Origin of the sequence: Aeromonas sp. Y293-4 (assembly GCF_027705905.1) — a bacterium.
GTDB classification, from domain to species: domain Bacteria; phylum Pseudomonadota; class Gammaproteobacteria; order Enterobacterales; family Aeromonadaceae; genus Aeromonas; species Aeromonas veronii.
Window position 1 is genome coordinate 180975 of the sequence record NZ_JAPDCI010000003.1, and the last position, 21830, is coordinate 202804.

21 protein-coding genes are annotated in these 21830 nt (G+C 61.2%); 3 read left to right on the forward strand and 18 right to left on the reverse strand.

All coding sequences use genetic code 11. From position 1 onward, the window contains the following. Positions 1–50: 50 nt before the first annotated feature. Positions 51–1484: a glyceraldehyde-3-phosphate dehydrogenase gene (locus OKC31_RS04765; protein ID WP_216975648.1), complete on the reverse strand. Its 1434-nt coding sequence runs from the start codon at positions 1482–1484 to the stop codon at positions 51–53. A gap of 211 nt (positions 1485–1695) precedes the next feature. Here OKC31_RS04765 and OKC31_RS04770 point away from each other — a divergent pair, with 211 nt between their 5' ends. Then, the gene (locus tag OKC31_RS04770; RefSeq protein WP_005335192.1) at positions 1696–2496 is read left to right on the forward strand and encodes a DUF2989 domain-containing protein; all 801 of its coding nucleotides are present in this window, start codon (positions 1696–1698) and stop codon (positions 2494–2496) included. Between the two features lie 7 nt (positions 2497–2503). Continuing rightward, entirely contained in the window at positions 2504–3064 is a 561-nt protein-coding gene (locus OKC31_RS04775) for an NUDIX domain-containing protein (protein WP_270656470.1), read from the forward strand. Between the two features lie 107 nt (positions 3065–3171). On the opposite strand, the gene lipA is transcribed toward OKC31_RS04775, so the two are convergent. The 14 genes from lipA to leuS form a co-directional block, all read right to left on the reverse strand. After that, positions 3172–4137: a lipoyl synthase gene (lipA, locus tag OKC31_RS04780; protein WP_005335190.1), complete on the reverse strand. Its 966-nt coding sequence runs from the start codon at positions 4135–4137 to the stop codon at positions 3172–3174. Beyond that, positions 4134–4811: a lipoyl(octanoyl) transferase LipB gene (gene lipB / locus OKC31_RS04785; protein WP_247823317.1), complete on the reverse strand. Its 678-nt coding sequence runs from the start codon at positions 4809–4811 to the stop codon at positions 4134–4136. The genes lipA and lipB overlap by 4 nt, the downstream gene beginning before the upstream one ends. A 62-nt stretch (positions 4812–4873) precedes the next feature. Further along, the gene (ybeD, locus tag OKC31_RS04790) at positions 4874–5137 is read right to left on the reverse strand and encodes a DUF493 family protein YbeD (RefSeq protein WP_005335178.1); all 264 of its coding nucleotides are present in this window, start codon (positions 5135–5137) and stop codon (positions 4874–4876) included. 292 nt (positions 5138–5429) lie between these two features. After that, positions 5430–6626 (reverse strand): D-alanyl-D-alanine carboxypeptidase family protein, encoded by a 1197-nt coding sequence (locus OKC31_RS04795; protein WP_270656384.1) that lies wholly within the window; start codon positions 6624–6626, stop codon positions 5430–5432. Positions 6627–6812: 186 nt separating this feature from the next. Next, a complete protein-coding gene (locus tag OKC31_RS04800) occupies positions 6813–7793 on the reverse strand; it encodes a septal ring lytic transglycosylase RlpA family protein (RefSeq protein WP_270656387.1) in 981 nt (326 codons plus the stop codon). Beyond that, on the reverse strand, positions 7735–8733 hold the full coding sequence (gene mltB / locus OKC31_RS04805) for a lytic murein transglycosylase B (protein WP_270656388.1): 999 nt from the start codon (positions 8731–8733) through the stop codon (positions 7735–7737). The genes OKC31_RS04800 and mltB overlap by 59 nt, the downstream gene beginning before the upstream one ends. Next, the gene (gene rodA / locus OKC31_RS04810) at positions 8733–9836 is read right to left on the reverse strand and encodes a rod shape-determining protein RodA (RefSeq protein ID WP_005335170.1); all 1104 of its coding nucleotides are present in this window, start codon (positions 9834–9836) and stop codon (positions 8733–8735) included. The genes mltB and rodA overlap by 1 nt, the downstream gene beginning before the upstream one ends. Continuing rightward, on the reverse strand, positions 9829–11745 hold the full coding sequence (mrdA, locus tag OKC31_RS04815; protein ID WP_270656390.1) for a penicillin-binding protein 2: 1917 nt from the start codon (positions 11743–11745) through the stop codon (positions 9829–9831). The genes rodA and mrdA overlap by 8 nt, the downstream gene beginning before the upstream one ends. Before the next feature lie 103 nt (positions 11746–11848). Further along, positions 11849–12316: a 23S rRNA (pseudouridine(1915)-N(3))-methyltransferase RlmH gene (rlmH, locus tag OKC31_RS04820; protein WP_005335166.1), complete on the reverse strand. Its 468-nt coding sequence runs from the start codon at positions 12314–12316 to the stop codon at positions 11849–11851. Between the two features lie 19 nt (positions 12317–12335). Continuing rightward, positions 12336–12677, reverse strand: coding sequence for a ribosome silencing factor (gene rsfS / locus OKC31_RS04825; protein ID WP_005335165.1), 342 nt, complete (start codon positions 12675–12677; stop codon positions 12336–12338). 103 nt (positions 12678–12780) lie between these two features. Next, positions 12781–13431 (reverse strand): nicotinate-nucleotide adenylyltransferase, encoded by a 651-nt coding sequence (nadD, locus tag OKC31_RS04830; protein WP_270656392.1) that lies wholly within the window; start codon positions 13429–13431, stop codon positions 12781–12783. After that, the gene (gene holA / locus OKC31_RS04835) at positions 13425–14462 is read right to left on the reverse strand and encodes a DNA polymerase III subunit delta (RefSeq protein ID WP_270656394.1); all 1038 of its coding nucleotides are present in this window, start codon (positions 14460–14462) and stop codon (positions 13425–13427) included. The genes nadD and holA overlap by 7 nt, the downstream gene beginning before the upstream one ends. Continuing rightward, entirely contained in the window at positions 14462–14944 is a 483-nt protein-coding gene (locus OKC31_RS04840) for an LPS-assembly lipoprotein LptE (protein ID WP_005335160.1), read from the reverse strand. Before OKC31_RS04840 ends, holA begins: the two co-directional genes overlap by 1 nt. 98 nt (positions 14945–15042) lie before the next feature. Continuing rightward, positions 15043–17634, reverse strand: coding sequence for a leucine--tRNA ligase (gene leuS, locus OKC31_RS04845; protein ID WP_270656396.1), 2592 nt, complete (start codon positions 17632–17634; stop codon positions 15043–15045). 145 nt (positions 17635–17779) lie between these two features. On the opposite strand from leuS, the gene OKC31_RS04850 reads away from it, so the two are divergent. Continuing rightward, positions 17780–18274, forward strand: a complete 495-nt coding sequence (locus OKC31_RS04850; RefSeq protein WP_270656398.1) for a zinc ribbon-containing protein — start codon at positions 17780–17782, stop codon at positions 18272–18274. Positions 18275–18358: 84 nt separating this feature from the next. Here the strand turns inward: OKC31_RS04850 and OKC31_RS04855 are convergent, their stop codons facing one another. The 3 genes from OKC31_RS04855 to fldB form a co-directional block, all read right to left on the reverse strand. Next, on the reverse strand, positions 18359–19699 hold the full coding sequence (locus OKC31_RS04855; RefSeq protein WP_270656399.1) for a TldD/PmbA family protein: 1341 nt from the start codon (positions 19697–19699) through the stop codon (positions 18359–18361). Beyond that, entirely contained in the window at positions 19699–21099 is a 1401-nt protein-coding gene (locus tag OKC31_RS04860; RefSeq protein WP_270656401.1) for a TldD/PmbA family protein, read from the reverse strand. Before OKC31_RS04860 ends, OKC31_RS04855 begins: the two co-directional genes overlap by 1 nt. A gap of 201 nt (positions 21100–21300) precedes the next feature. Beyond that, positions 21301–21819 carry a flavodoxin FldB gene (gene fldB / locus OKC31_RS04865; protein WP_069554118.1) on the reverse strand — a complete coding sequence of 173 codons (519 nt, stop codon included), beginning with the start codon at positions 21817–21819 and terminating at the stop codon, positions 21301–21303. Positions 21820–21830: the final 11 nt, after the last annotated feature.

The following is a 21830-nucleotide window of genomic DNA, read 5'->3' on the forward strand; positions in this document are numbered from 1 at the left end:
GAGCCATAAACAGCGGGATCTGATGGGCCATGCAGGTAGACCCTATCGGTCTATGCCGGCAGATCCTGGCGGACTACGCCAGCCATCTGCTCCATCACCCGCACTACCTGACAACTGTACCCGAACTCGTTGTCATACCATACGTAGAGCACGCAGTGATCCCCCTCGGCGATGGTCGCCTGGGAGTCGACGATGCCCGCATAACGGGAACCTACCATGTCGGAGGAGACCAGCTCGGTGCTGGCGCTGAAGTCGATCTGGCGATGGAGGGCCGAGCTTAGCGCCATCTGCTGCAGATAGGCGTTGAGGCTCTCCCGATCGGTGGCCTGCTCCAGCGAAAGATTGATAATCGCCAGCGAGACGTTGGGGGTCGGCACCCGGATGGCGTTGCCGGTCAGCTTGCCCTTGAGTTCGGGCAGCGCCTTGGCCACCGCCTTGGCGGCGCCGGTGCTGGTCATCACCATATTGAGGGCCGCGCTGCGACCGCGGCGCTCGCCTTTGTGGTAGTTGTCGATGAGGTTCTGATCGTTGGTGTAGGAGTGGACCGTCTCCACGTGGCCGTGGCGGATGCCGAACCGCTCCTGCATTACCTTGAGCACCGGGGTGATGGCGTTGGTGGTACAGGAGGCGGCGGAGATGATCCTGTCATCCGGGCCTATCACCTCATGGTTGACCCCGAACACCACGTTCTTCATCTCCCCCTTGCCGGGAGCGGTCAGCAGCACCTTGCCGGCACCGCGCGCTTTCAGGTGCTCGGAGAGGCCAGCCTCGTCACGCCAGACTCCGGTGTTGTCGACGATCAGCGCATCGTGAATGCCGTAGGCGGTGTAGTCGATGTCGGCCGGGCTGTTGGCGTAGATCACCTGAATGAAGGTACCGTTGGCGATGATGGCGCTGCGCTCCGCATCCACCTCGATGGAGCCGTTGAAGGGGCCGTGCACCGAGTCGCGGCGCAGCAGGCTGGCGCGTTTCTCCAGATCCCCGTCGCGACCGCCACGTACCACGATGGCGCGCAGGCGCAGCGGATTGGCGGCGCCGGTGCGCTCGATGAGCAGGCGGGCCAGCAGGCGGCCGATACGGCCAAAGCCGTAGAGCACCACATCGGTCGGCTGCGGCATCTGGCTGCGGCCAAGGGCCGGTACCAGTCGCGCTTGCAGATAGTCCTCGATCCCCGCTTCATCCTGATGATCCTGCCAGTAGCCGACTGCCAGCTTGCCAAGGTCAACCTCGGCGGCGGTGGGTTTGAGGGCAACGATGGCCTGAAGCAGGGGGAAGCTTTGCTGGATGGGGAGGGGGGCGCCCTGGTGGCGGCGGACGACCCGGTGGGCCTTGAGGATATCGATGGTGGAGGCGTTTTGCAGCGGGCGGCCGTAGAGGGTGATCTCGACCCCTTGTTGTCGGTAGAGGCGACCAATCAAGGGCTGCATGGCTTCGGCGAGCTCCTGGCTCTCCTGCCACGCTTGCAAGTAGTGCTCGTGGGTCATTGACCAGATCCTTTATTTCACGTTGTTGGTGTAAATAGAAAATTCGTCGAATGCAGATCAGTGTAGGGGTGTATATTTCGTTATATTATTCTGCAATCGCGGCCTTTTATGGCGCGCGCATTGTAATGGATATGTAACCGGTTTGCTAGCCGGAGGTGGCCCGTAAAGGCGCCAGTTGTTACCAACCCGCGTTACCAACAAGATGTGAACCATGGCCAATTTCCCCCTGCGACAGACCTTCATCATGCTTTCAGTCGGCCTTGCCGTGGCTGGCTGCAATGACGATCGGATCCACAACATCTGTGGCAATCATCCCGAGCTCTGCCAAGATCTGGTGGACGATGGCTGGTGTCGCTATGAGCGTACCGATGTGATCCGCAGTCGCTTCTATCTCAAGGAAGAGGGGACGGATCGGCGCAAGTACGAGCTGATGCGTAACCTTGAGCGCTATCTCAAGTGTGCCGAGCGCTCCACCAGCATTGAATACAAGAATGCCCGCGAGCAGAAGAGTCCACGGGTCGAGGGCATGCTGGCGGCCGGGGATCAGTTGGCCCAGCTCGATGCGGCGACCCGCAATTCACAAGATCCCTACCTGCTGCTCTGGCATTGGACCAACAACACCAACGAGCTGGCTCGCCAGCAGTTTATGGCTCTGGAAGGCACCAAGGCGCTGGATGAACCCGAGCTGCAACTGGCGCTCGGCGGTATCTACGCCAAGAGCGACCCCGAAAAGGCCATTGCCACCTTGCAGCACGGGCTCTCCCTCTATCAGGAGGGGGATAAGGTCAACAGCCGCATATTCACCTCCCTCAGCACCCTCTATATGGGCCAGAAACAGTATGGGCTGGCCTATCTGTGGGGCAAGGTGAGCGAATCGTTTCAGGATAGCCCCGAGGTCTCAGCCAAGCGTTTTGGCATCTACCACACCCTGAGCAAGACAGAGCAGGATGGCTACGATGTTCGGGCTGCCGAAATTGTCGAGCAGCTCAAGCATGGCAACTACCGGCCCTGAGGCAGTGATGACGACGCTCTCCCCGGCCAGCTGCTGGCCCAATCCGTTCGATCTCTCTTTCGTTCATGGCGAGGTACGTACCGATGGCCGCACGCTTGAGCGCCTCACGGTGCGTGCCGTGGTGCCCCGTGGCGACGAGCTGCTGCTGGTCCACTCCCGGGTCAACGGCGATCTGATGTTCCCTGGCGGCGGCGTTGAAGCGGGGGAGAGCCACCATGTGGCGCTCGCTCGCGAGCTGCTGGAGGAGTGCGGTGCCGAGCTGCGGGAAGTGGGGGGCCTGCTTGGCGAGACCCGTGAATATCGCGCCGCCCGCGAGCCGGGGTTTGATGCCTACTGCATCCGCTCGCTCTACTACTTGTGCCGGATTGGCGATCAGCTGGTGGCCCCGCAGCCGCAGCCCTACGAGATCCGCCTTGGCTTCGTGCCCGGCTGGTTTGCCCTCGACGAGGCGCTGCAGACCAACAAGACCCAGCTGGCGGGGCCCTGTCCCCAGTGGACGGCGCGAGAGACCCGGGTGCTGGCCCAGCTGCAACGCTGGCATCAGCAGGGGATCTTCGACCATGGCTGATGAGTACATCAAGCCGCAACGGTCAGTGATACCAACAAAAAGAGCGCCAATGGGCGCTCTTTTTAATTGAGATGGAGGCGGTTATTTGGCCACTCTGTCGTGCGAGATCATTTGACCTCTTCGCCCTTGGCTTGCAGATCAGCATGGTAGGAGGAGCGCACGAAAGGACCGCAGGCGGCGTGGGTAAAGCCCAGCTCCATGGCGACGTCTTTCAGCTCGTCAAACTCTGCTGGCGGCACGTAGCGCTTGACCGGCAGGTGGTGGCGGCTCGGCTGCAGATACTGACCCAAGGTCAGCATGTTGACGCCGTGGGCGCGCAGATCCTTGAGTACCTCGACGATCTCTTCGTTGGTCTCGCCAAGGCCCATCATCAGGCCGGATTTGGTCGGCACGTGGGGGTGCATCTCCTTGATGCGGCGCAGCAGCTCCAGCGACCACTTGTAGTCGGCACCCGGGCGGGCGACGCGATACATGCGCGGTGCGGTTTCCAGGTTGTGGTTGAAGACGTCCGGCGGGGTCTCGCGGAACACCTCAAGAGCCTGCTCCATCCGGCCACGGAAGTCCGGGGTCAGGATCTCGATGCGGGTCTGCGGGCTGTGCTCGCGGATCTCGCGGATGCAGTCGGCGAAGTGCTGGGCACCGCCGTCGCGCAGATCGTCGCGGTCCACCGAGGTGATCACCACATACTTGAGGTTCATCTCCTTGATGGTCAGCGCCAGCTTCTTCGGCTCTTCCGGATCGAGTGCCAGCGGGCGGCCGTGGGCCACGTCGCAGAAGGGGCAGCGACGGGTGCAGATGGCGCCCATTATCATAAAGGTGGCGGTGCCGTGGTTGAAGCACTCCGCCAGGTTGGGGCAGGAGGCCTCTTCACAGACCGAGTGCAGCTTGTTCTTGCGCAAGGTGCTCTTGATGTGTTCGATCTTCTGGCTGGAGGGGGGCAGCTTGATCCGCATCCAGTCCGGCTTGCGAAGGAGTTCTTCGTTGGGATCCGGCATGAATTTCACCGGGATCAGGGCCATCTTGTCGCCATCGCGCAGCTTGACGCCCGGCTCCATACGAACGGGTTTGCTCATGATTCACTCTCGGTGTTTGTTATTGTTTGGTAGCCAATCAGGCGGGCCAGTTCGGCCACCAGAATGGATTGCGCCTCGGCCACGCTTTGCGGGCCGCCCAGGGCGCTGGTCTGGGTCATGGCCATGCCCGCATAGCCGCACGGATTGATGTGCAGGAAGGGGGTCATGTCCATGTTGATGTTGAGGGCCAGCCCGTGGAATGAGCACCCCTTGCGGATGCGCAGACCCAGCGAGGCCAGTTTTGCCTCCATGCCAAGGTCATTTTTCACATAGACCCCGGGGGCATCGGCCTTGGCATAAGTCTGGATATCGCTTTTGGCGAGGGTATTGATGATGGCTGTCTCCAGCGCGGTCACCAGCTCGCGAACCGAGAATTTGCAGCGGCGGACATCCACCAGTACGTAGAGCACCAGCTGGCCCGGGCCGTGATAGGTCACCTGACCGCCGCGATCGCTCTGCACCACCGGGATATTGCCCGGATTGAGCAGGTGTTCGGCCTTGCCGGCCTGACCCTGGGTGTAGACGGGATCGTGCTCGACCACCCAGAACTCGTCCGGGGTATCGCTGGTGCGGTTGTCGGTGAAGGCTTTCATGGCGTCCCATACCGGCTGGTAGGGGCGGCGACCCAGCTGCCTGACAATCAGGCTGGACTGGGCGGGGATCTGGGATGACATGGCGTCCTCGCGGCGTGCTGCGGCCAAAAACAGTCGCCCCGCAGAACGGGGCGAGAGAGAAATTACAGTACGTATTTCACCAGCTCGATCTTGCCAAGGGCGTGGTACATCGCTTCGATGTGCTCCTTGCTCTGGGCAGTCACGGTCACGCGGACCGAGTGGTAGTTGCCCTTGGAGCTGGGCTGGACTGTCGGGCTGTAGGTGCCGGGGGCGTGCTGCTGCAGCACTTCAACCACCATCTCTGGCAGTGCCGGGTCGGCAACGCCGAGTACCTTGAACGGGAATTTGCAGGGAAACTCCAGCAGTTCATCAAACTTGGTATTCATTTACTCACCTTTTGCGTCATCACCGGGATGACTTCATCTTGGATGGCTAGTGGCCGATGGCCCATGGAGGCCGCCATTTCAAGTCTATATGGGCACGGCTCATAACTATATGGGCGCAGCCCGGACCGGGATCAAGGCCAGGATCGGTCAGACAAGGATGGAAGTGCTGCTTTTTACCACAAATCAGGGTAAGGCGGAACCTGCAGTTTACAGGGTTATTCACTGCCTTTGTCCGTCACAGACAGCAGCGGCGCCTGTTGGCGCCGCTGTTTGGTGAGGATTGTGCGTTGGATTACTTGAACCAGCTGGTGACCAGCAGTACCAGGTAGTCCCACAGACGGCTCATCAAGCCACCTTCCTGCACCTCTTCCAGGGCGACCAGCGGCACCTGCTTGATCTCTTTGTCACCCTGTTTCAGGAACACGGTACCGACGCGCTGACCCTTGACCAGCGGCGCTTTCAGCTCGCTGTCGAGCTGGAAGTCAGCCTTCAGGTTGTTGCCCTGACCGCGGGTGACCAGCACGGAGACATCTTTGTCGACGCCCAGTTTCACTTCCGGTTTGTCGCCCATCCAGATCTTCTGGGTGACCAGCTCGGTGCCTGCCTTGTACGGGGTCAGGCTCTGGAAGAAGCGGAAGCCGTAGGTGAGCAGTTTTTTACTCTCGGCGGCGCGGGAGGCTTCGCTGCTGGCGCCCAGTACCACGGCGATCAGGCGCATGCCTTCGTTGTTGGTGGCAGAGGAGACCAGGTTATAGCCGACCTGGCTGACGTGGCCGGTCTTGATGCCATCCACCTGCAGGGATTGATCCCACAGCAGGCGGTTGCGGTTGTGCTGGGTGATGCCGTTGAACACGAAGGATTTCTGGGAGTAGATCTTGTACTCCTCCGGCAGGTCGCGGATCAGCGCCTGACCCAGACGGGCCATGTCGTGAGCGGTACTGTAGTGACCTTCCGCATCCAGGCCGTGCGGGTTCATGAAGTGGCTGTCGTTCATGCCGAGCTTGGCGGCCCAGCTGTTCATCAGGCTGGCGAAGGAGTCGGTGCTGCCGGCCAGGAATTCGGCCATGGCGACGCAGGCATCGTTGCCGGACTGGATGATGATGCCCTTGTTGAGATCATCGACGGAGACCTGCTTGCCCACCTCGATAAACATCTTGGAAGAGTCGGAGTAGTTCTTGGACCAGGCGTTCTGGCTGATGGTCACCATGTCGGTGCGCTTGATGTTCCCCTTCAGCAGCTCCTGGCCGATGATGTAGGAGGTCATCATCTTGGTCAGACTGGCGGGCGGCAGACGCTCTTCGGCGTTCTGCTCGGCCAGCACCTGACCTGAGTAGTAGTCGATCAGAATATGAGCCTTGGCGGAGATCTCCGGCGCGGCGGGAACCACCATGGGCATGGCATTCGGGGTCGGTGTCGGCACCGGCGTATTGGCCTGGGCGGTTACGCTGATCAGTGAGGCCAGAAGAACTGAACGGGCAAATTTGGACATCTTGAAATTCCTGCGAGCCAGATGGGGATAAAATGCGGGCCTAACTATACCAGATGCGCCCGCAGGTTATAGCCCGAGATGGCGATCAGAACTGGTTTTTTATCCATCACTCCCTGTCATCACGCCATAAAACGACGTGATGACAGTGAGTAAGCGGTTAGTCACATCCGCGGCAAAGTGGGGCGATCAGGGCACGATAAAGGCCTGTTCCAGCCCGCCCTGACGTACTTTTTCCAGCACACTTGCCTGCTGGTCGGCGGCGACCGGGCCAATCAGCACCCGGAAAATGGCGCCATGGGCATCGATCCGGTAGGGCACGCCGTAACGCTGGGTCATCACCTTGCCCATCGCCTCGGCCCGATCCCGGGAGCCGCTGGCCAGTACCTGGATCATCTTGCCATCACCACTGCTGGCGGGCGCTGCGGCCTTGGCAGGCGCTGGCTTGACAGGTGCCGCTTTGGCGGGCTTGGCGGCGGGTGCCTTGACGGGAGCTGGTTCGGCTGCGGGAGTGGCCATCGCCAGCGCGGTCGGTTCACCCAGGAAGCCATCTTGCGACAGCGTGTTGGAGGCCGCCGCCGGAGTGGTCGGGGTCATCTCGATGGGCTTCATCGGCTCCATGATCACCATCTGATCCGGGGTGTCGCTGATCAGCTCCAGCCGTACTCGGGCCTCACCGCTGTCGACCATCTCCAGCTGCTTGGCCGCTGCGTAGGAGAGGTCGATCAGGCGCGGGCTGTTGAACGGGCCGCGGTCATTGACCCGCACAATGGTCTCCAGCCCGTTGTCCAGATTGGTGACCCGCACATAGCTCGGGATGGGCAGGTTGCGGTGGGCGGCACTGAACAGCTTGCTGTCCAGCACATCGCCGTTGGCGGTCTTCTGGCCGTCCAGATCCGGCGATAGCCAGCTGGCGGTGCCCTCTTCGCTGTAGTGTTTGATGTCGCGCCACACCTCGTGCTTCTGCTTGCCGATCCAGTAGTCCCGGTTGCCGCTGGCACTCAGGGGCTCGGGGCGCGGAATGGCGCCGGTGGCTTGCGGGATCTCGATAACGGGTGGCTTGCTGACCGGTGCTTGCGGCTCGACGGGGGCGCTCTGTTCCGGCTGGCTGCTACAGGCGGCCAGCAACAAGCTCAGGCTGAGCGGGAGGAGTTTGTGACGAAAATGCATACGCTTCCTGAATGGCTTGGCTAAGTTGATACACCGCCATCGCATAGAGTGGGCTGCGATTGTAACGGGTGATCACATAAAAGTTATGCCGTGCGACCCAGTATTCCGGTCCATCGGCTTGGGCAAACGCCAGTAACTTGACCGGCGTCTGTGGGGCCAGCGGCGTGGCGAGCTCAATCCCTGCCGCCGCCAGTTCTGACCACTGTTGTGTTAACTCGGGCTCAGGCCTGAGTAGAGGTTCGACCGCCATCAACCCGATCTGGGCCGGTTCCACCACGGATTCGCCCCAGCGCCACTGGTGGCTGGCAAAATAGTTGGCCACGCTGCCGATGGCATCGACCGGGTTGGCAAACAGATCCCGCTTGCCATCCCCGTCAAAATCGACGGCATAGTGGCGATAGCTGGAGGGCATGAACTGCCCCATCCCCATGGCGCCGGCATAGGAGCCCTTGAGGTGCTCCAGCGACCACCCCTCTTCCCTTGCCAGCAACACCAGCTGGGCAAACTCCTTGGCAAAGAAGTCGGCCCGCTCGGGGTAGTGAAACCCCAGGGTGTAGAGGCTATCGAGCACCGGATGACGGCCCATCTGGCGACCGTAGAAGGTTTCTACCCCTATGATGGCCACGATGAGCGAGGCGGGCACCCGATAGGTCTGCTCAGCGCGGGCCAGTGTCTCGGCATGTTGCTGCCAGAACTGCTGGCCGTCACGGATGCGATCTGGGGTAACGAATAGCGGCCGGTAGCGATGCCAGGGTTTGGCCTCCCACGGCTTGCTGATGGTGTCGAGCACCTCCTGCCGTAACTGGGCGCGGGCGACGGCAGCCTGCAGCTCCGCCAGCGGCACCTGCTGCTGGTCGGCGAGCAGGGCCAACCGATCCGGCTCCACAGCGGCGGTCGCCATCGTGGTGGCGAGAGAAAGCAGCAATCCGGCCCGTTTCATCAGGCGAGCAGTCTTCTATGAGTCTGGATGGACATCAGGATACCGAATCCAGCCATCAGGGTCACCATGGAGGTGCCGCCATAGCTCACCAGCGGCAGAGGTACCCCCACCACCGGCAGGATGCCGCTCACCATGCCCATGTTGACGAACACATAGACGAAGAAGGTGAGGGTGATGGCGCCGCCCAGCAGTCGCTCGAAGCTGTTCTGGGCCTGCATCGAGATAAACAGGCAGCGGCTGATGACGTAGAGGTAGAGCACCAGCAGCAGGGCAACCCCCACCAGACCGAACTCCTCGCTAAATACCGCGAAGATGAAGTCGGTATGCCGTTCTGGTAAAAACTCAAGCTGGGACTGGGTCCCTTGCAGCCACCCCTTGCCAAAGACGCCGCCGGAGCCGATGGCAATCTTGGACTGGATGATGTGATAGCCGCGGCCGAGCGGGTCTTTCTCCGGGTCGAGCAGCATCAGCACTCGCTGGCGCTGGTAGTCGTGCATCAGGAAGAACCAGAGCACCGGCATAAAGGCCAGCATCAGCAGGACCGCCAAGCCGATCAGCCACCAGCTGAGCCCCGCCAGGAAGATGACGAAGAAGCCGGAGGCGGCTACCAGAATGGAGGTGCCAAGGTCAGGCTGGGCGGCGATCAGCAGGGTGGGCAGCAGCACCATGATGAGGGCGATCACCACATGGCTGAATTTGGGTGGCAGCGAGTGGCGACTGAGCCAGGCGGCCACCATGATCGGCATGGAGAGCTTCATCACCTCGGAGGGCTGGAACTTCATAAAGCCCAGATCGAGCCAGCGCTGGGCCCCCTTGCCGATGTGGCCGAACACGTCCACCGCAATCAGCATCAGCACCACCACGGCGAACAGCGGCACCGACCAGCGGGCGTAGAGGGAGGGGGGCAGCTGGGCCAGGCCGATCATCAGGGCAAAGGCGAGACCACCGCGCACCAGCTGGCGCACGATGGAGTCCATATCCTGACCGGAGGCGGAGTAGAGCACCACCATGGAGAGGGTCATCACGGCCAGCAGACCGAGCAGCAGGGGCAAGTCGATATGCAGCTTGTACCAGATGCTCTGCTGGCGGGCAGAATTACTCATTGGGAGCGACCTCACTCGGTTGGGACGGCTTTTCCGGTGCCGGTGGCAGTTGCGGATCAGGGGGCAGCAGATAGGCATCCAGCATCTGGCGAGCAACGGGGGCCGCATTGGTACTGCCACCACCGGCGTTCTCCAGCACCAGCGCCACGACTGCCTTGGGTGTTTCATAGGGGGCAAAGGCGACAAACAGGGCATTGTCGCGATGCTCTACCTTCATGGTTTTGGCGTTGTAGACCTGATTTTCTTTCATGTTGACCACCTGGGCGGTGCCGGACTTGCCTGCCGCCACATAGGGGGTGTTGGCAAAAGCGCGACGGCCGGTACCTTCGTGGCCGTTGATCACTCGCCACATCCCCTCCCGCGCCACCTGCCAGTAGCTGTCGCTCTTGGTTTTGAGCGCCATGTTCGGGTTGATCGGTGCATCGACCACTCCCGCTTGGGAGGCGGTGCTCTTGAGCAGGTGCGGGGTCACATCGTGGCCATTCTGGGTCAGGATGCTGATCGCCTTGGCCAGCTGGATTGGCGTGGCGCTCCAGTAACCCTGACCGATACCGATGGAGATGGTGTCCCCCTGATACCAGGGCTGACGCCAGCGGGCCATTTTCCAGTCACGGGACGGCATGACCCCCTTGGTCTCTTCATAGAGGTCGACGCCACTGTACTGACCGAAGCCGAACTTGGTCATGTAGCTGTGGATCTTGTCGATGCCGACCCGATAGGCGAGATCGTAGAAATAGGTATCTGCCGAGACCTCGATGGCGCGATAGACGTCGAGCCAGCCATGACCCCAGCGGCGCCAGTCGCGAAACTTCTTGGTGGTACCGGGAATGGAGAAGCTCGGGCCGCCGAAATAGCGGTAGCCCGGGGTAATGGCCCCCTCGTTGAGCCCCATTACCGACATCATGGGTTTGACGGTGGAGGCGGGGGCATAGATGCCCTGAGTGGTGCGGTTCACCAGGGGCCGCGCCGGATCGTTGAGCAGCGCCGAGTAGTTGGCGCTGGAGATGCCGGTCACGAACAGGTTGGGGTCATAGCTCGGACTCGACTCCATGGCGATGATGGCGCCGGTTCTCGGATCCATCATCACGATGGCGCCGCGCTGGCCAGCCAGCAGTTGCTGGGCCTTGAGCTGCATCCGGACGTCGATATTGAGGTAGATATCCTTGCCGGGAATAGGCGGCTGGAACTTGAGGGTACGGACAATCCGGCCGCGGTTGTTCACCTCGACCTCCTGATAGCCCGCCACACCGTGCAGCTCATCCTCGTAATACTTCTCCACCCCCTGCTTGCCGATATCCTTGGTGGCCGCGTAGTTGGCGAGTTTTTCTTCCTTCTCGAGGCGCTCCACGTCACGGGTATTGATCTTGGCCACATAGCCCAAAGCGTGGGTGAGAGTGTCACCAAACGGGTAGTAGCGTTTGAGGTAGGCCTCGATGCTGGCACCCGGGTAGTTGTGCTGGTTGACCGAGAAGAGGGCCACCTGATATTCGGTCAGCTTCTCGTAGAGGGCGACCGGCTTGAAGCGGCGCTGGCGCTTCACTTCGGCGAGGAACTTCTCCTTGGTGCCTTCCGGCAGACCCAGCAGGGTGATCAGCTGGTCGGCGGTTTTATCGAGATCTTTGGTCTCTTCCGGCACGATTTCCAGACTGTAGACCGGGCGGTTTTCCGCCAGCAGCACGCCGTTGGCGTCATAGATGAGGCCCCGTGGTGGCGCCACCGGTACCACGCGGATACGGTTGGAGTTGGAGCGAGTCTGGTAGGTGTCGTAGGACTCGACCTGCAGATAATAGAGATTGCCCAGCAGCACCAGCATCAGCACGACGATACCGATGTAGGCTACCAGGGTGCGCCGGAAGAACAGATTGCCCTCGGCACTGTGATCGCGCATTTCGATGCGTTGTTTCAGCATGCCTTTACCTCAAGACCCTTGGGGGCAATAAGAGCAGGAACTGCATTGTTCACTCTCTGTGATAGGGGTGAATATGAGAGGTGAGACTCCAGAGACGCATGGCTCACTCTCTATGATACGGATGATTGGTGGTGATGCTCCAGGCCCGATAGAGGCTCTCTGCCACCAGCACCCGCACCAGCGGATGGGGCAGGGTGAGCGGTGACAGTGACCAGCTCTGTTCAGCGGCCGCCTTGCACTCGGGGGACAAGCCTTCCGGCCCGCCTACCAGCAGTGCGACATCGCGGCCATCGAGTTTCCACGCCTCCAGCTGGGTCGCCAGCTGCTCCGTGGTCCAGGGCTTGCCCGGAATGTCGAGGGTGACGATGCGCGAGCGCCCCGCAGCCGCCAGCATGGCTTCCCCTTCCTTCTGCAGGATGCGGGGAATGTCGGCATTTTTGCCCCGTTTGCCTGCGCCAATCTCGACGAGTTCAAACGGCATGTCTTTGGGGAAGCGGCGACGATACTCTTCGAAGCCATGCTCTACCCAGGCGGGCATCTTGGTGCCCACCGCAATCAACTGGATCTTCATGGTCGTTACACTTGTGCTCTTATTGCGTATTCATTTGAGCGGCACCGCTCCACAGCTTTTCCAGTTGGTAGAAGTCACGGTGTTCATCCTGCATCACATGCACGATCACCGAGCCCATATCTACCAGCACCCATTCACCGCTCAGTTGTCCTTCCACGCTCAGCAGATCCAGACCCGCGTGGCGGGCTTCGCTGGCCAGATGGTGGGCAATGGCGCTGACGTGACGACTGGAGTTGCCGGAACAGATGATCATGGTGTCAGTAATGCTGGATTTGCCGCGTACATCGAGGGTGATGATGTCGCGGCCTTTCATGTCATCGATCTTGTCGATGATAAAGGCATGCAATTCTTGGCCTTGCAATGAGTCTCTCCTGTATTCCGGCGCGCAGCGTTTGCGTCAGGGCGGCGGATTATATCATGGTCACTCCCGTTTCCCATCGGGTGGGGCGGGATAACGACAGGGGCTAGCGGCGGTTGGCGCGGTAGAGCCCCTGTTGATCAATATAGTGCGCAACCGACTCGGGCAAGAGGTAGCGGGTGTCTTGTCCCGCATCCAGCAAGGCTCGCAGTCGGGTGGCTGACAGTTCGATGGGCTGGTTGTCCGCCAGCCAGATATGACCGGCCAGACGCTGATGCAGCGCGTTGGCATTCGCGGTGTGATGGCGCGCCAGCAGCTGTGCCACCCCGGCCGGATAATCCGGTTGCCAGCCGGGGCGGGTGCTCACCACCAGATGGGCGTAGTCGAGCAGCTCCTGCCAGCGGTGCCAGCTTGGCAGGCTCAGCAGGGAATCCATCCCCATCAGAAAACAGAGCGGCGTATCGGGCAGTTCATGACGCAGCTCGATGAGGGTATCGATGGTGTAAGAGGGCTTGTCCCGTCTCAGCTCCCGCTCATCCACCACAAAGTGGTGGTTCTCTGCCGCCGCCAGTTTGACCATGGCAAGGCGCTGTTCGCTCGAGCAGAACGGATTGGCGCGGTGGGGCGGGATATGGTTCGGGATCAGCCGCATCTCGGCCAACCCGAGGGCATCGCGCGCCTCGATGGCCGGGCGCAGATGGCCGATATGGATAGGATCGAACGTGCCCCCCAGCAGGCCAATGGGCGCCTTCAGCACGGGCTGTTCTCCATCACCAGCGGCAGCGGGGTGCCATCACGAAAGCCGAGGGCAATGGTCTGCAGCATCAGCCAGGCCTGCTCGCTATCGAAGCAGCGCTGGGCATCGTCCAGCTGGGCCATCAGTTGCCACAGTTGCTGCAACTTGGCAAACGGCAGTCGGGTCAGCGCTTGCTGAATGAGCTGCTGGCGGCTCTGCCAGATGCGCAGGCGGCTGAAGTGCTCACCCAGCGGCTGGCCGTTGCGCATCGCCAACGACAGCTCGGTCAGCTGCTCCAGCTCGCGGCAGAGGGTCCAGGCCAGCATCCCCGGCTCGGTGCCTTCGGCCCGCAGGGCGGCCAGAATGCGCTGGGCCCGGTTCACCTTGCCCTCCAGCAGGGTATCGACCAGCTGGAACGGGGTGAAGTGGGCGTGGCGGATAATGGTCTCTTGCAGATAGGTGACGCTGATGGGCTGGGGCGGCGAGAGCAGGGTCAGCTTCTCGATCTCCTGACTGGCGGCCAGCAGGTTGCCCTCGTAGGAGTGGCACATGAAGTTGATGGCATCCGGCAGCGCCTTGAGGCCGAAACGCGCAAAGCGGGCACTCATCCAGCGCGGGAAGAACTTGGGCTCCGGATGGTTGACCGGCACATAGGTGCCAATCTGGTAGAGCTTGTCGAACCAGGCCGCCTTCATCTGGGTCTGGTTGAGGCGACCGCCACTCAGCACCAACAGCAGGTCGGGATGAAGCTGCTTGCCAATGTCGCTGATGCGGGCTGCGAGATCCTTGTCCACCTTGGCGGGCAGCTCCAGCTCGATGATCTGGCGGGCGGAGAAGAGGCTCATGGCCTGACAGGCATCGTAGACCTGATTCCAGTCCAGCCCCTGTTCCACCACGAAGGTGTGGCGCTCATCGAAACCCTGCTTGCGGGCGATCTGACGGATGGCGTCGATGGCCTCCAGTCGCAGCAGGGGCTCGTCGCCAAAAACGAGATAGCAGGGCCGAAGCCCTGCTTTGAGGTGGTCACCAAATTGTTCCGGGTAAATCCGCATCAGAAGCTGACCTGACTCAACTGCCGGATCACCTGATTGGCCGCCTGCTCCTGCATTTCGCGGTTGAGCTGCTCCTGCTCACGGGAGGAGGCGAGCGCTGCATCCGGCTTGTTGAGGAAGCTGCGGTTGAAGTTGATGGGGAAGACCTGGGTCGGCTTGCCCGGTACCGAGATGGTGAACTGGGTACCAAAGCCCAGCACATATTCGGTGTCCGTCCCCAGCGCGTTGACCGAGGCGACCTGACTGGTGCTGCCTACGCCGCCCAGAGTGAGCACCGGAATGCCCTCCTTGTCGGCCAGGGTCACGCCAGAGGCCTTCAGACGGGTGGTAACCATCCGGTAGAAGTCGCTCTTGTTGTCGCCCACGACCTTCATGGTCATCAGCTCGCTCGGAATGCCGTTGCCGCGCATGTGAAAGCCGCAGCCTTGCAGCAGCAGACCAGCCAGCACGATGGCCATCCAGCGGGTGAAGATGGTGCCCATAGAAAATCCTCTTTGCATTAAGGGAAAGCGGCGGGCGCAGGGCCCGCCGTTATCATCCGTTTGCTGTCACAGATTGGCAATGATCAGTTGGCAACCGATCAGTTAGCAACGATGTTGAGCAGCTTGCCAGGTACATAGATCACCTTGCGCACGGTCAGCCCGTCGGTGAACTTCTGTACCGAGGCATCGGCCATCGCCAGCTTCTCGACGTCGGCCTGGCTGATCTCGGCCGGCACGGTCAGTTTGCCGCGCATCTTGCCGTTGATCTGTACCACCACCAGCTTCTCGGTCTCGACCATGGCCGCTTCATCGGCCACCGGCCAGGCTGCGTGATCGATGTCGTCGCCCTTGCCCAGCATCTTCCACAGCTCGAAGCCGATGTGTGGGGTGATGGGGTAGAGCATGACTACCACAGCTTCCAGCGCTTCCTGCATCAGGGCGCGGTCCTGCTCTTCTGAACCCAGCTTGGAGAGATTGTTCATCAGCTCCATGATGGCGGCGATGGCGGTGTTGAAGGTCTGACGGCGACCCACGTCATCACTCACCTTGGCGATGGTCTTGTGCAGTTCACGGCGTACCGCTTTCTGCTCGTTGGTGAGAGCCGCTACATCCAGTGCGGCAACGGCGCCACCGGAGACGTGTTCGAAGGTGACGCGCCACAGGCGACGCAGGAAGCGCTGGGCACCCTCTACGCCGGAGTCGGACCACTCCAGGGTCATCTCGGCCGGAGAGGCGAACATCATGAACAGACGGACGGTATCGGCGCCGTAACGCTCGACCATCAGCTGCGGGTCGATGCCGTTGTTCTTGGACTTGGACATCTTGGTCATGCCGGAGTGCATTACCTCACGGCCTTCGTTGTCGATGGCCTTGGTGATGCGACCCTTCTCGTCACGCTCTACCTTGACGTCAGTCGGGCTGACCCAGACGTTGCCGCCCTTCTCGTCTTTGTAGTAGAAGGCGTCGGCCAGCACCATGCCCTGACAGAGCAGGCGCTTGAACGGCTCGTCGCTGTTGACCAGACCCGCGTCACGCAGCAGCTTGTGGAAGAAGCGGGCGTAGAGCAGGTGCATACAGGCGTGTTCGATACCGCCGATGTACTGATCCACCGGCAGCCAGTGGTTGGCAGCAGCCGGATCCAGCATGCCCTTGTCGTAGTCCGGGGAGCAGTAGCGCGCGTAGTACCAGGAGGACTCCATAAAGGTGTCGAAGGTATCGGTCTCGCGGAACGCTTCCTGGCCGTTGTAAGTGGTCTTGGCCCACTCGGCGTCGGCCTTGATGGGGCTCTGGATACCATCCATCACCACATCTTCCGGCAGCAGCACCGGCAGTTGATCTTCCGGTGTCGGCACTACTGTGCCGTCAGCCAGGGTCAGCATCGGGATGGGGGCGCCCCAGTAACGCTGACGGGAGACACCCCAGTCACGCAGACGGTAGTTGACGGTGCGCTTGCCCTTGCCGAGCCCTTCCAGCTTGCTGGCGATGGCATCGAAGGCGCCCTGGAAGTCGAGACCGTCAAACTCGCCGGAGTTGAACAGCACGCCCTTCTCGGTGTAAGCCGCTTCGCTCACGTCGACGTCGCCATCAACCGGCTTGATCACCGCCTTGATGTCGAGGCCATATTTGGTGGCGAATTCGAAGTCACGCTGATCGTGGGCCGGAACCGCCATCACGGCGCCGGTGCCATAGTTCATCAGCACAAAGTTGGCGACCCAGACCGGTACCTTGCGGCCATCCAGCGGGTGAATGGCATAGAGGCCGGTGGCCATGCCCTTCTTCTCCATGGTGGCCAGTTCGGCTTCGGCTACCTTGGTGTTCTTGCACTCTTCGATGAAGGCGGCCAGCTCCGGATTGTTCTGGGCTGCTTGCAGCGCCAGCGGGTGACCGGCAGCGATACCGACATAGGTGACGCCCATGAAGGTGTCCGGACGGGTGGTGTAGACCTCCAGCTGCTCAGCCTGCAGCTGCTCAGCCTGACCTTCGATAGCGAAGCTGATGTTGACCCCTTCGGAGCGGCCAATCCAGTTGCGCTGCATGGTCTTGACCATCTCCGGCCAGCCTTCCAGATTGTCGATGTCGCTGAGCAGCTCTTCGGCGTAGTCGGTGATCTTGATGAACCACTGGGGGATCTCTTTTTGTTCCACCGGGGTGTCACAGCGCCAGCAGCAGTTGTCGACCACCTGCTCGTTGGCCAGCACTGTCATGTCGTTCGGGCACCAGTTGACGGAGGAGGTCTTCTTGTAGACCAGACCCTTCTCGTAGAGCTTGGTGAAGAACCACTGCTCCCAGCGGTAGTAATCCGGCTTGCAGGTGGCGACTTCACGATCCCAGTCATAACCCAGACCCAGCATCTTCAGCTGGTTCTTCATGTATTCGATGTTTTCGTAGGTCCAGGGCGCCGGTGCGGTATTGTTTTTGATCGCGGCGTTCTCGGCCGGCAGACCGAATGCATCCCAACCTATGGGTTGCAGCACGTTCTTGCCATTGAGGCGTTGATAACGGGAGATCACATCACCTATGGTGTAGTTACGAACGTGCCCCATGTGTAGTCGACCAGACGGATAGGGGAACATGGACAGGCAGTAGAACTTCTCCTTGTCTACCTTCTCCACGGCCTTGAAGGTTTTCTTGGCATCCCAGTGCTTTTGCACTGCTGGTTCGATTGATTGGGGAACGTATTGCTCTTGCATTGGTGACATCCGGATCTGTGAAATGAATAGATAAATCAGCTGGGAAATCGCAATAGAATACCCATATCCTGCGGCGGCAACAACCGCCAGCGTCCCTTGGGCCTTAAGCCGGGCCAGATCAGGGTTTAGTAGAGGAGTTAGAGCCATGGACAAACGTCAAAAAGGGTATGAAGCCTTCATTGCCGAGCTGCAAAAACAGTGGCAAGAGACTGAAGAGTTCCAGGGGGAGCGCCTCAACCGGATGATTGCCAAGGTGCAGGCCTATCTGGAGGCTGCCAGCGACCTGACCCAGGACGAACTGGCGCTCATCGCCGAGTACGTGAAGCGGGATCTGGGCAACTATGACGAGGGGCGCCATGACGATAGTGCGCAGGTGGAAGAGTCCGCCTTTATGCTGGCCCTGAAAAACACCGCCTGGTCCTGGCTGGCGGATGTGACCGACCGCGCCCAGGTTGAGTGGCGCGAGCTGGCCGACGAGCTGGAGCACAAGGGCGTCTATGAGGCGGGTGACTGGGTTGGGCTCGGGATCATGGTGTGCGACCAGTGTGGCTGGCGCCATACCGTGCTGCATCCCCAGCAGCTCGATACTTGCCCCGAATGCGGCTGCGCCGAGTATCATCGCGAGCCGCTCTCGCCCTGAGTCATGCCATCAAGGCGGACGAGATAACGAGCAAAAAGGCGCCATCAGGCGCCTTTTTCTTACTTGCAGGTTTCGTCGGGGCGTTTACTTGCCCGCGACGGAGAGGCCACCAAAACGGATAAGCGGGGAGTAGAAGCCCTTGCCGTCGTTGTGGTGCAGGGTATCGCCGACCGCTTCCAGCTCACCCAGCAGGCGATAGAAGTTGCCCGCTACCGTGATGCCACGCACCGGCTGCAGGCGAACGCCATCGCGACAGAGGAAGCCCGACGCGCCAAAGGAGAAGTCGCCGCTCACCGCATCGGCACCCGAATGCAGGCCATCCAGCTTGACCAGCTCCAGATAGTCACCGCTCTGCACCTCCGCTTCGCTATGGGGGCCCGCGCCGAACACCAGATGGCGAGCGGTCACATCGAGGGCGCTACGGGCACCGCGGGCGGCCGAGCCGTTGCTGGCGACGCCAAAGTAGTGGGCGGTGGCGCTGTTGTGGAGCAGGGTTTTCAGCTCCCCTTCGCCAATCAGCAGCAGATCCGAGCTGGCCGCCCCCTCGCCATCAAATGCCTTGATGTTCATGCCTCCCGGCATGTAGACCCGGCTCTCCAGAGTGAGCCAGCGTGACGCTACGCTTTGGCCGACCTTGCTGCGCCAGGGGTTGATCCCCTGCTGGGCCCACTTGCCCGACAGCACGCCCTGAAAGCAGCCAAACAGGCTGGCGAAGCAGTTGGTGCTGAAGATGACGCTGTAGCGACCACTCGGCACCGCTTCACCGGGCAGCAGGCCATCGGCGATGGCGTAGATCTGCTCGATGAGCCGCTGGCTATCCAGCTCGTCAAAGCGACGGCCATACTGCCCCTGCGAGTGCATCGACTGGCGGCCATCCCGCTCGACCAGTGCCGAGGTGTAGCAGCCGACGCTGAACTCGCCGTGCTGGCAGAGGGTGCCCTGACTGTTGGCGAGCCAGAGCTGGCTCTCCCCTTCGAAGACGCTGTTGTAGGGGGCGCCGCTCACATCGGGCATGGCCAGCATGTCAGATTCGAGGCGCAGGGCCAGAGCGATCTTCTCCTCAACCGGCGTGGTATCGGGCTGGTTGATCTCGGCGCAATCTGTGGTGATCCGGCTATTGGCCACCGAGATGCGCTGATCCGGGTCAACCTTGGCAAAGCGGCTGGCATCGAGCGCATCCTGCAGCATTGCATCCAGCGCCAGCTCATCGAGGGATTCCGAGTAGGCGATGCCAACCCGACCCTCTTTTATCAGGCGAATGCCAAGCTGCTGGCTGCTGGTGACCTTGTATTCACCCAGCTCGCCCTTGTCTGCCTTGAGGGAGAAGGCCTTCTCCTGATTAGCGATGATGTCTGCCTCGGCGCCGAGGTCGGCCACCTTGCCTAGCAGGCGGGTGAGCAGTTGGTTCATGTCAAGTTGGCTCATCAGGCGTTCCCTCCCACCAGAATGTTGTCTACTTTCAGCGCCGGCTGGCCCACCGAAGTGGGGACCGAGCCCGAGACAGAGCCGCACATACCGGCGGCCAGCGCCAGATTGCGGCCCACCATGGAGATCTCTTTCAGCACCTGCGGGCCGGTACCGATCAGGGTGGCTGACTTGAGCGGTTTGGTGATTTTGCCGTGCTCGATGAGGTAGGCCTCCTGCACATTGAAGTTGAACTCACCGGTGCCGGGCTGTACCGAGCCGCCCCCCATCTTCTTGGCGTAGATGCCGTGCTCCACCGTGGCCAACATGTCGTCGAGGCTGTGGTTGCCCGGTTCGATATAGGTGTTGCGCATGCGCGAGGTGGGGGCGTACTTGTAGGATTCGCGCCGACCCGAGCCGGTGCGGGCGTAGCCCGTCTTGAGGGCGCCCATTCTGTCCACCAGAAAGCCGGTCAGTACGCCGTCCTTGATGAGCTGGGTGTGCTGGGTCGCCATTCCCTCGTCATCGACGTTGATGGAGCCCCAGGCGTTGCTCTGCAAGCCTTCATCCACCGCATTGACCACAGGATTGGCGATGAGCTGGCCCATCTTGTCGTGGAACACCGACGCCTTCTTGGCCACCGAGGTGGTCTCCAGCAGATGACCGCACGCCTCGTGGAAGATGACGCCGCCAAAGCCATTCTCCATGATGACCGGCAGGGTGCCGCTCGGGCAGGGAGCCGCGCCCAGTTTCACCAGTGCCTGACGGGTGGCGGTGAGGGCCAGCTCGCGCGGATCGATGCGCTCGGCATGCTCCCACCCCATCAGGGCGCCGGGGGCCTCGTAACCGACGCTCTGCTCGCTCCCTTCCATGGCGATGGTCTGGGCCATGATGCGGTTGTAGTGGCGGCGATCGGCGACTTGCACCCCTTCGCTGTTGAAGATCTCCACCTCCTGCTCCCAGCCCAGCACATTGCCGGAGAACTGGCTCACCTTGCTGCTCTCGGCGCGGGCCACCGCATCCATGGCGTGCAGATAGGCGATCTTCTGCTCCAGCAGCTTGTCTGCCGACAGCGGCAGCGCCACCGGGTTGCGATCGCTCAGGCGGGTGAAATCGAAGGCGGTGGCGGTCACCACTGGGTCGCGGCGGTCTTTGGCCGCCAGCAGGGTGACGATGCGCAGCAGCTCGTCGCGGCTGGCTTGGTTGGTGTAGCCGTAGAGCACCTTGTGGCCGTAACAGAGGCGCACGCCGATGCCGAAATCGAGGCCACCGCTGATGTTCTCTATCTGGCTGGAGAGCAGGCTGAGCTGGCTGCGGCGCTTGCGCTCGACAAACAGCTCGGCGAAATCGGCACCCAGCGCCAGTGCGTGATCGAGCACGTCACGGGCAATGGCGGGGGCCAACAGGGAGAATGGGGTCATAGAATATCCTTTTCTGGTCTGTCCGTTTGCTTCCGACATCCGGCTCTGATTGTTATGGGATGTCGAGTCCATTGTTGCAGACCAGCACAAAAAAGTCGCTATAGCGTCATGCGATGATACCGATTGAGAAAATCGGTGCGATAACTGCGCCCGGGCGGCCACATCCACAGGGAGTGGCCGCCTTGAGATGAGTGAAAAAGATCAGAGCAGGGCGTGGATTTCGCTCAGGATCTGTTCGACCCACTGCTCGATGCGCGGATCGGTCTGGTCATACTGATTGGCATCGTCCAGCGCCAGCCCGACGAAGTGACGGCCATCGTCGATCAGTGCCTTGGAGGCATCGAATTCGTACCCTTCGTTGGGCCAGTAGCCCACCAGCTTGACCCCTTTTGGCACCAGCTGATCGTGCAGCATGCCGAGGGCGTCCTGGAACCATTCGCCATAACCGAGCTGATCGCCGAGGCCAAACAGGGCGACGATGCGTCCCTCCAGATGGAGATCGGTGATATCTTCCCAGCGGGACTCCCAGTCCTCCTGCAGTTCGCCAAAATCCCAGGTGGAGATGCCGAGGATCAGGATCTCGTAATCCTCCATCAGGCGCAGGGAGACATCCTTGATATTGTGAATATCCACCAGCTCGGGGCCGATGAGGGCGCGGATCTTCTCGGCAGCCATCTCGGTGTAGCAGGTGGTGGAACCGTAAAACAGACCAATCTTCATCGCTCTTCTCT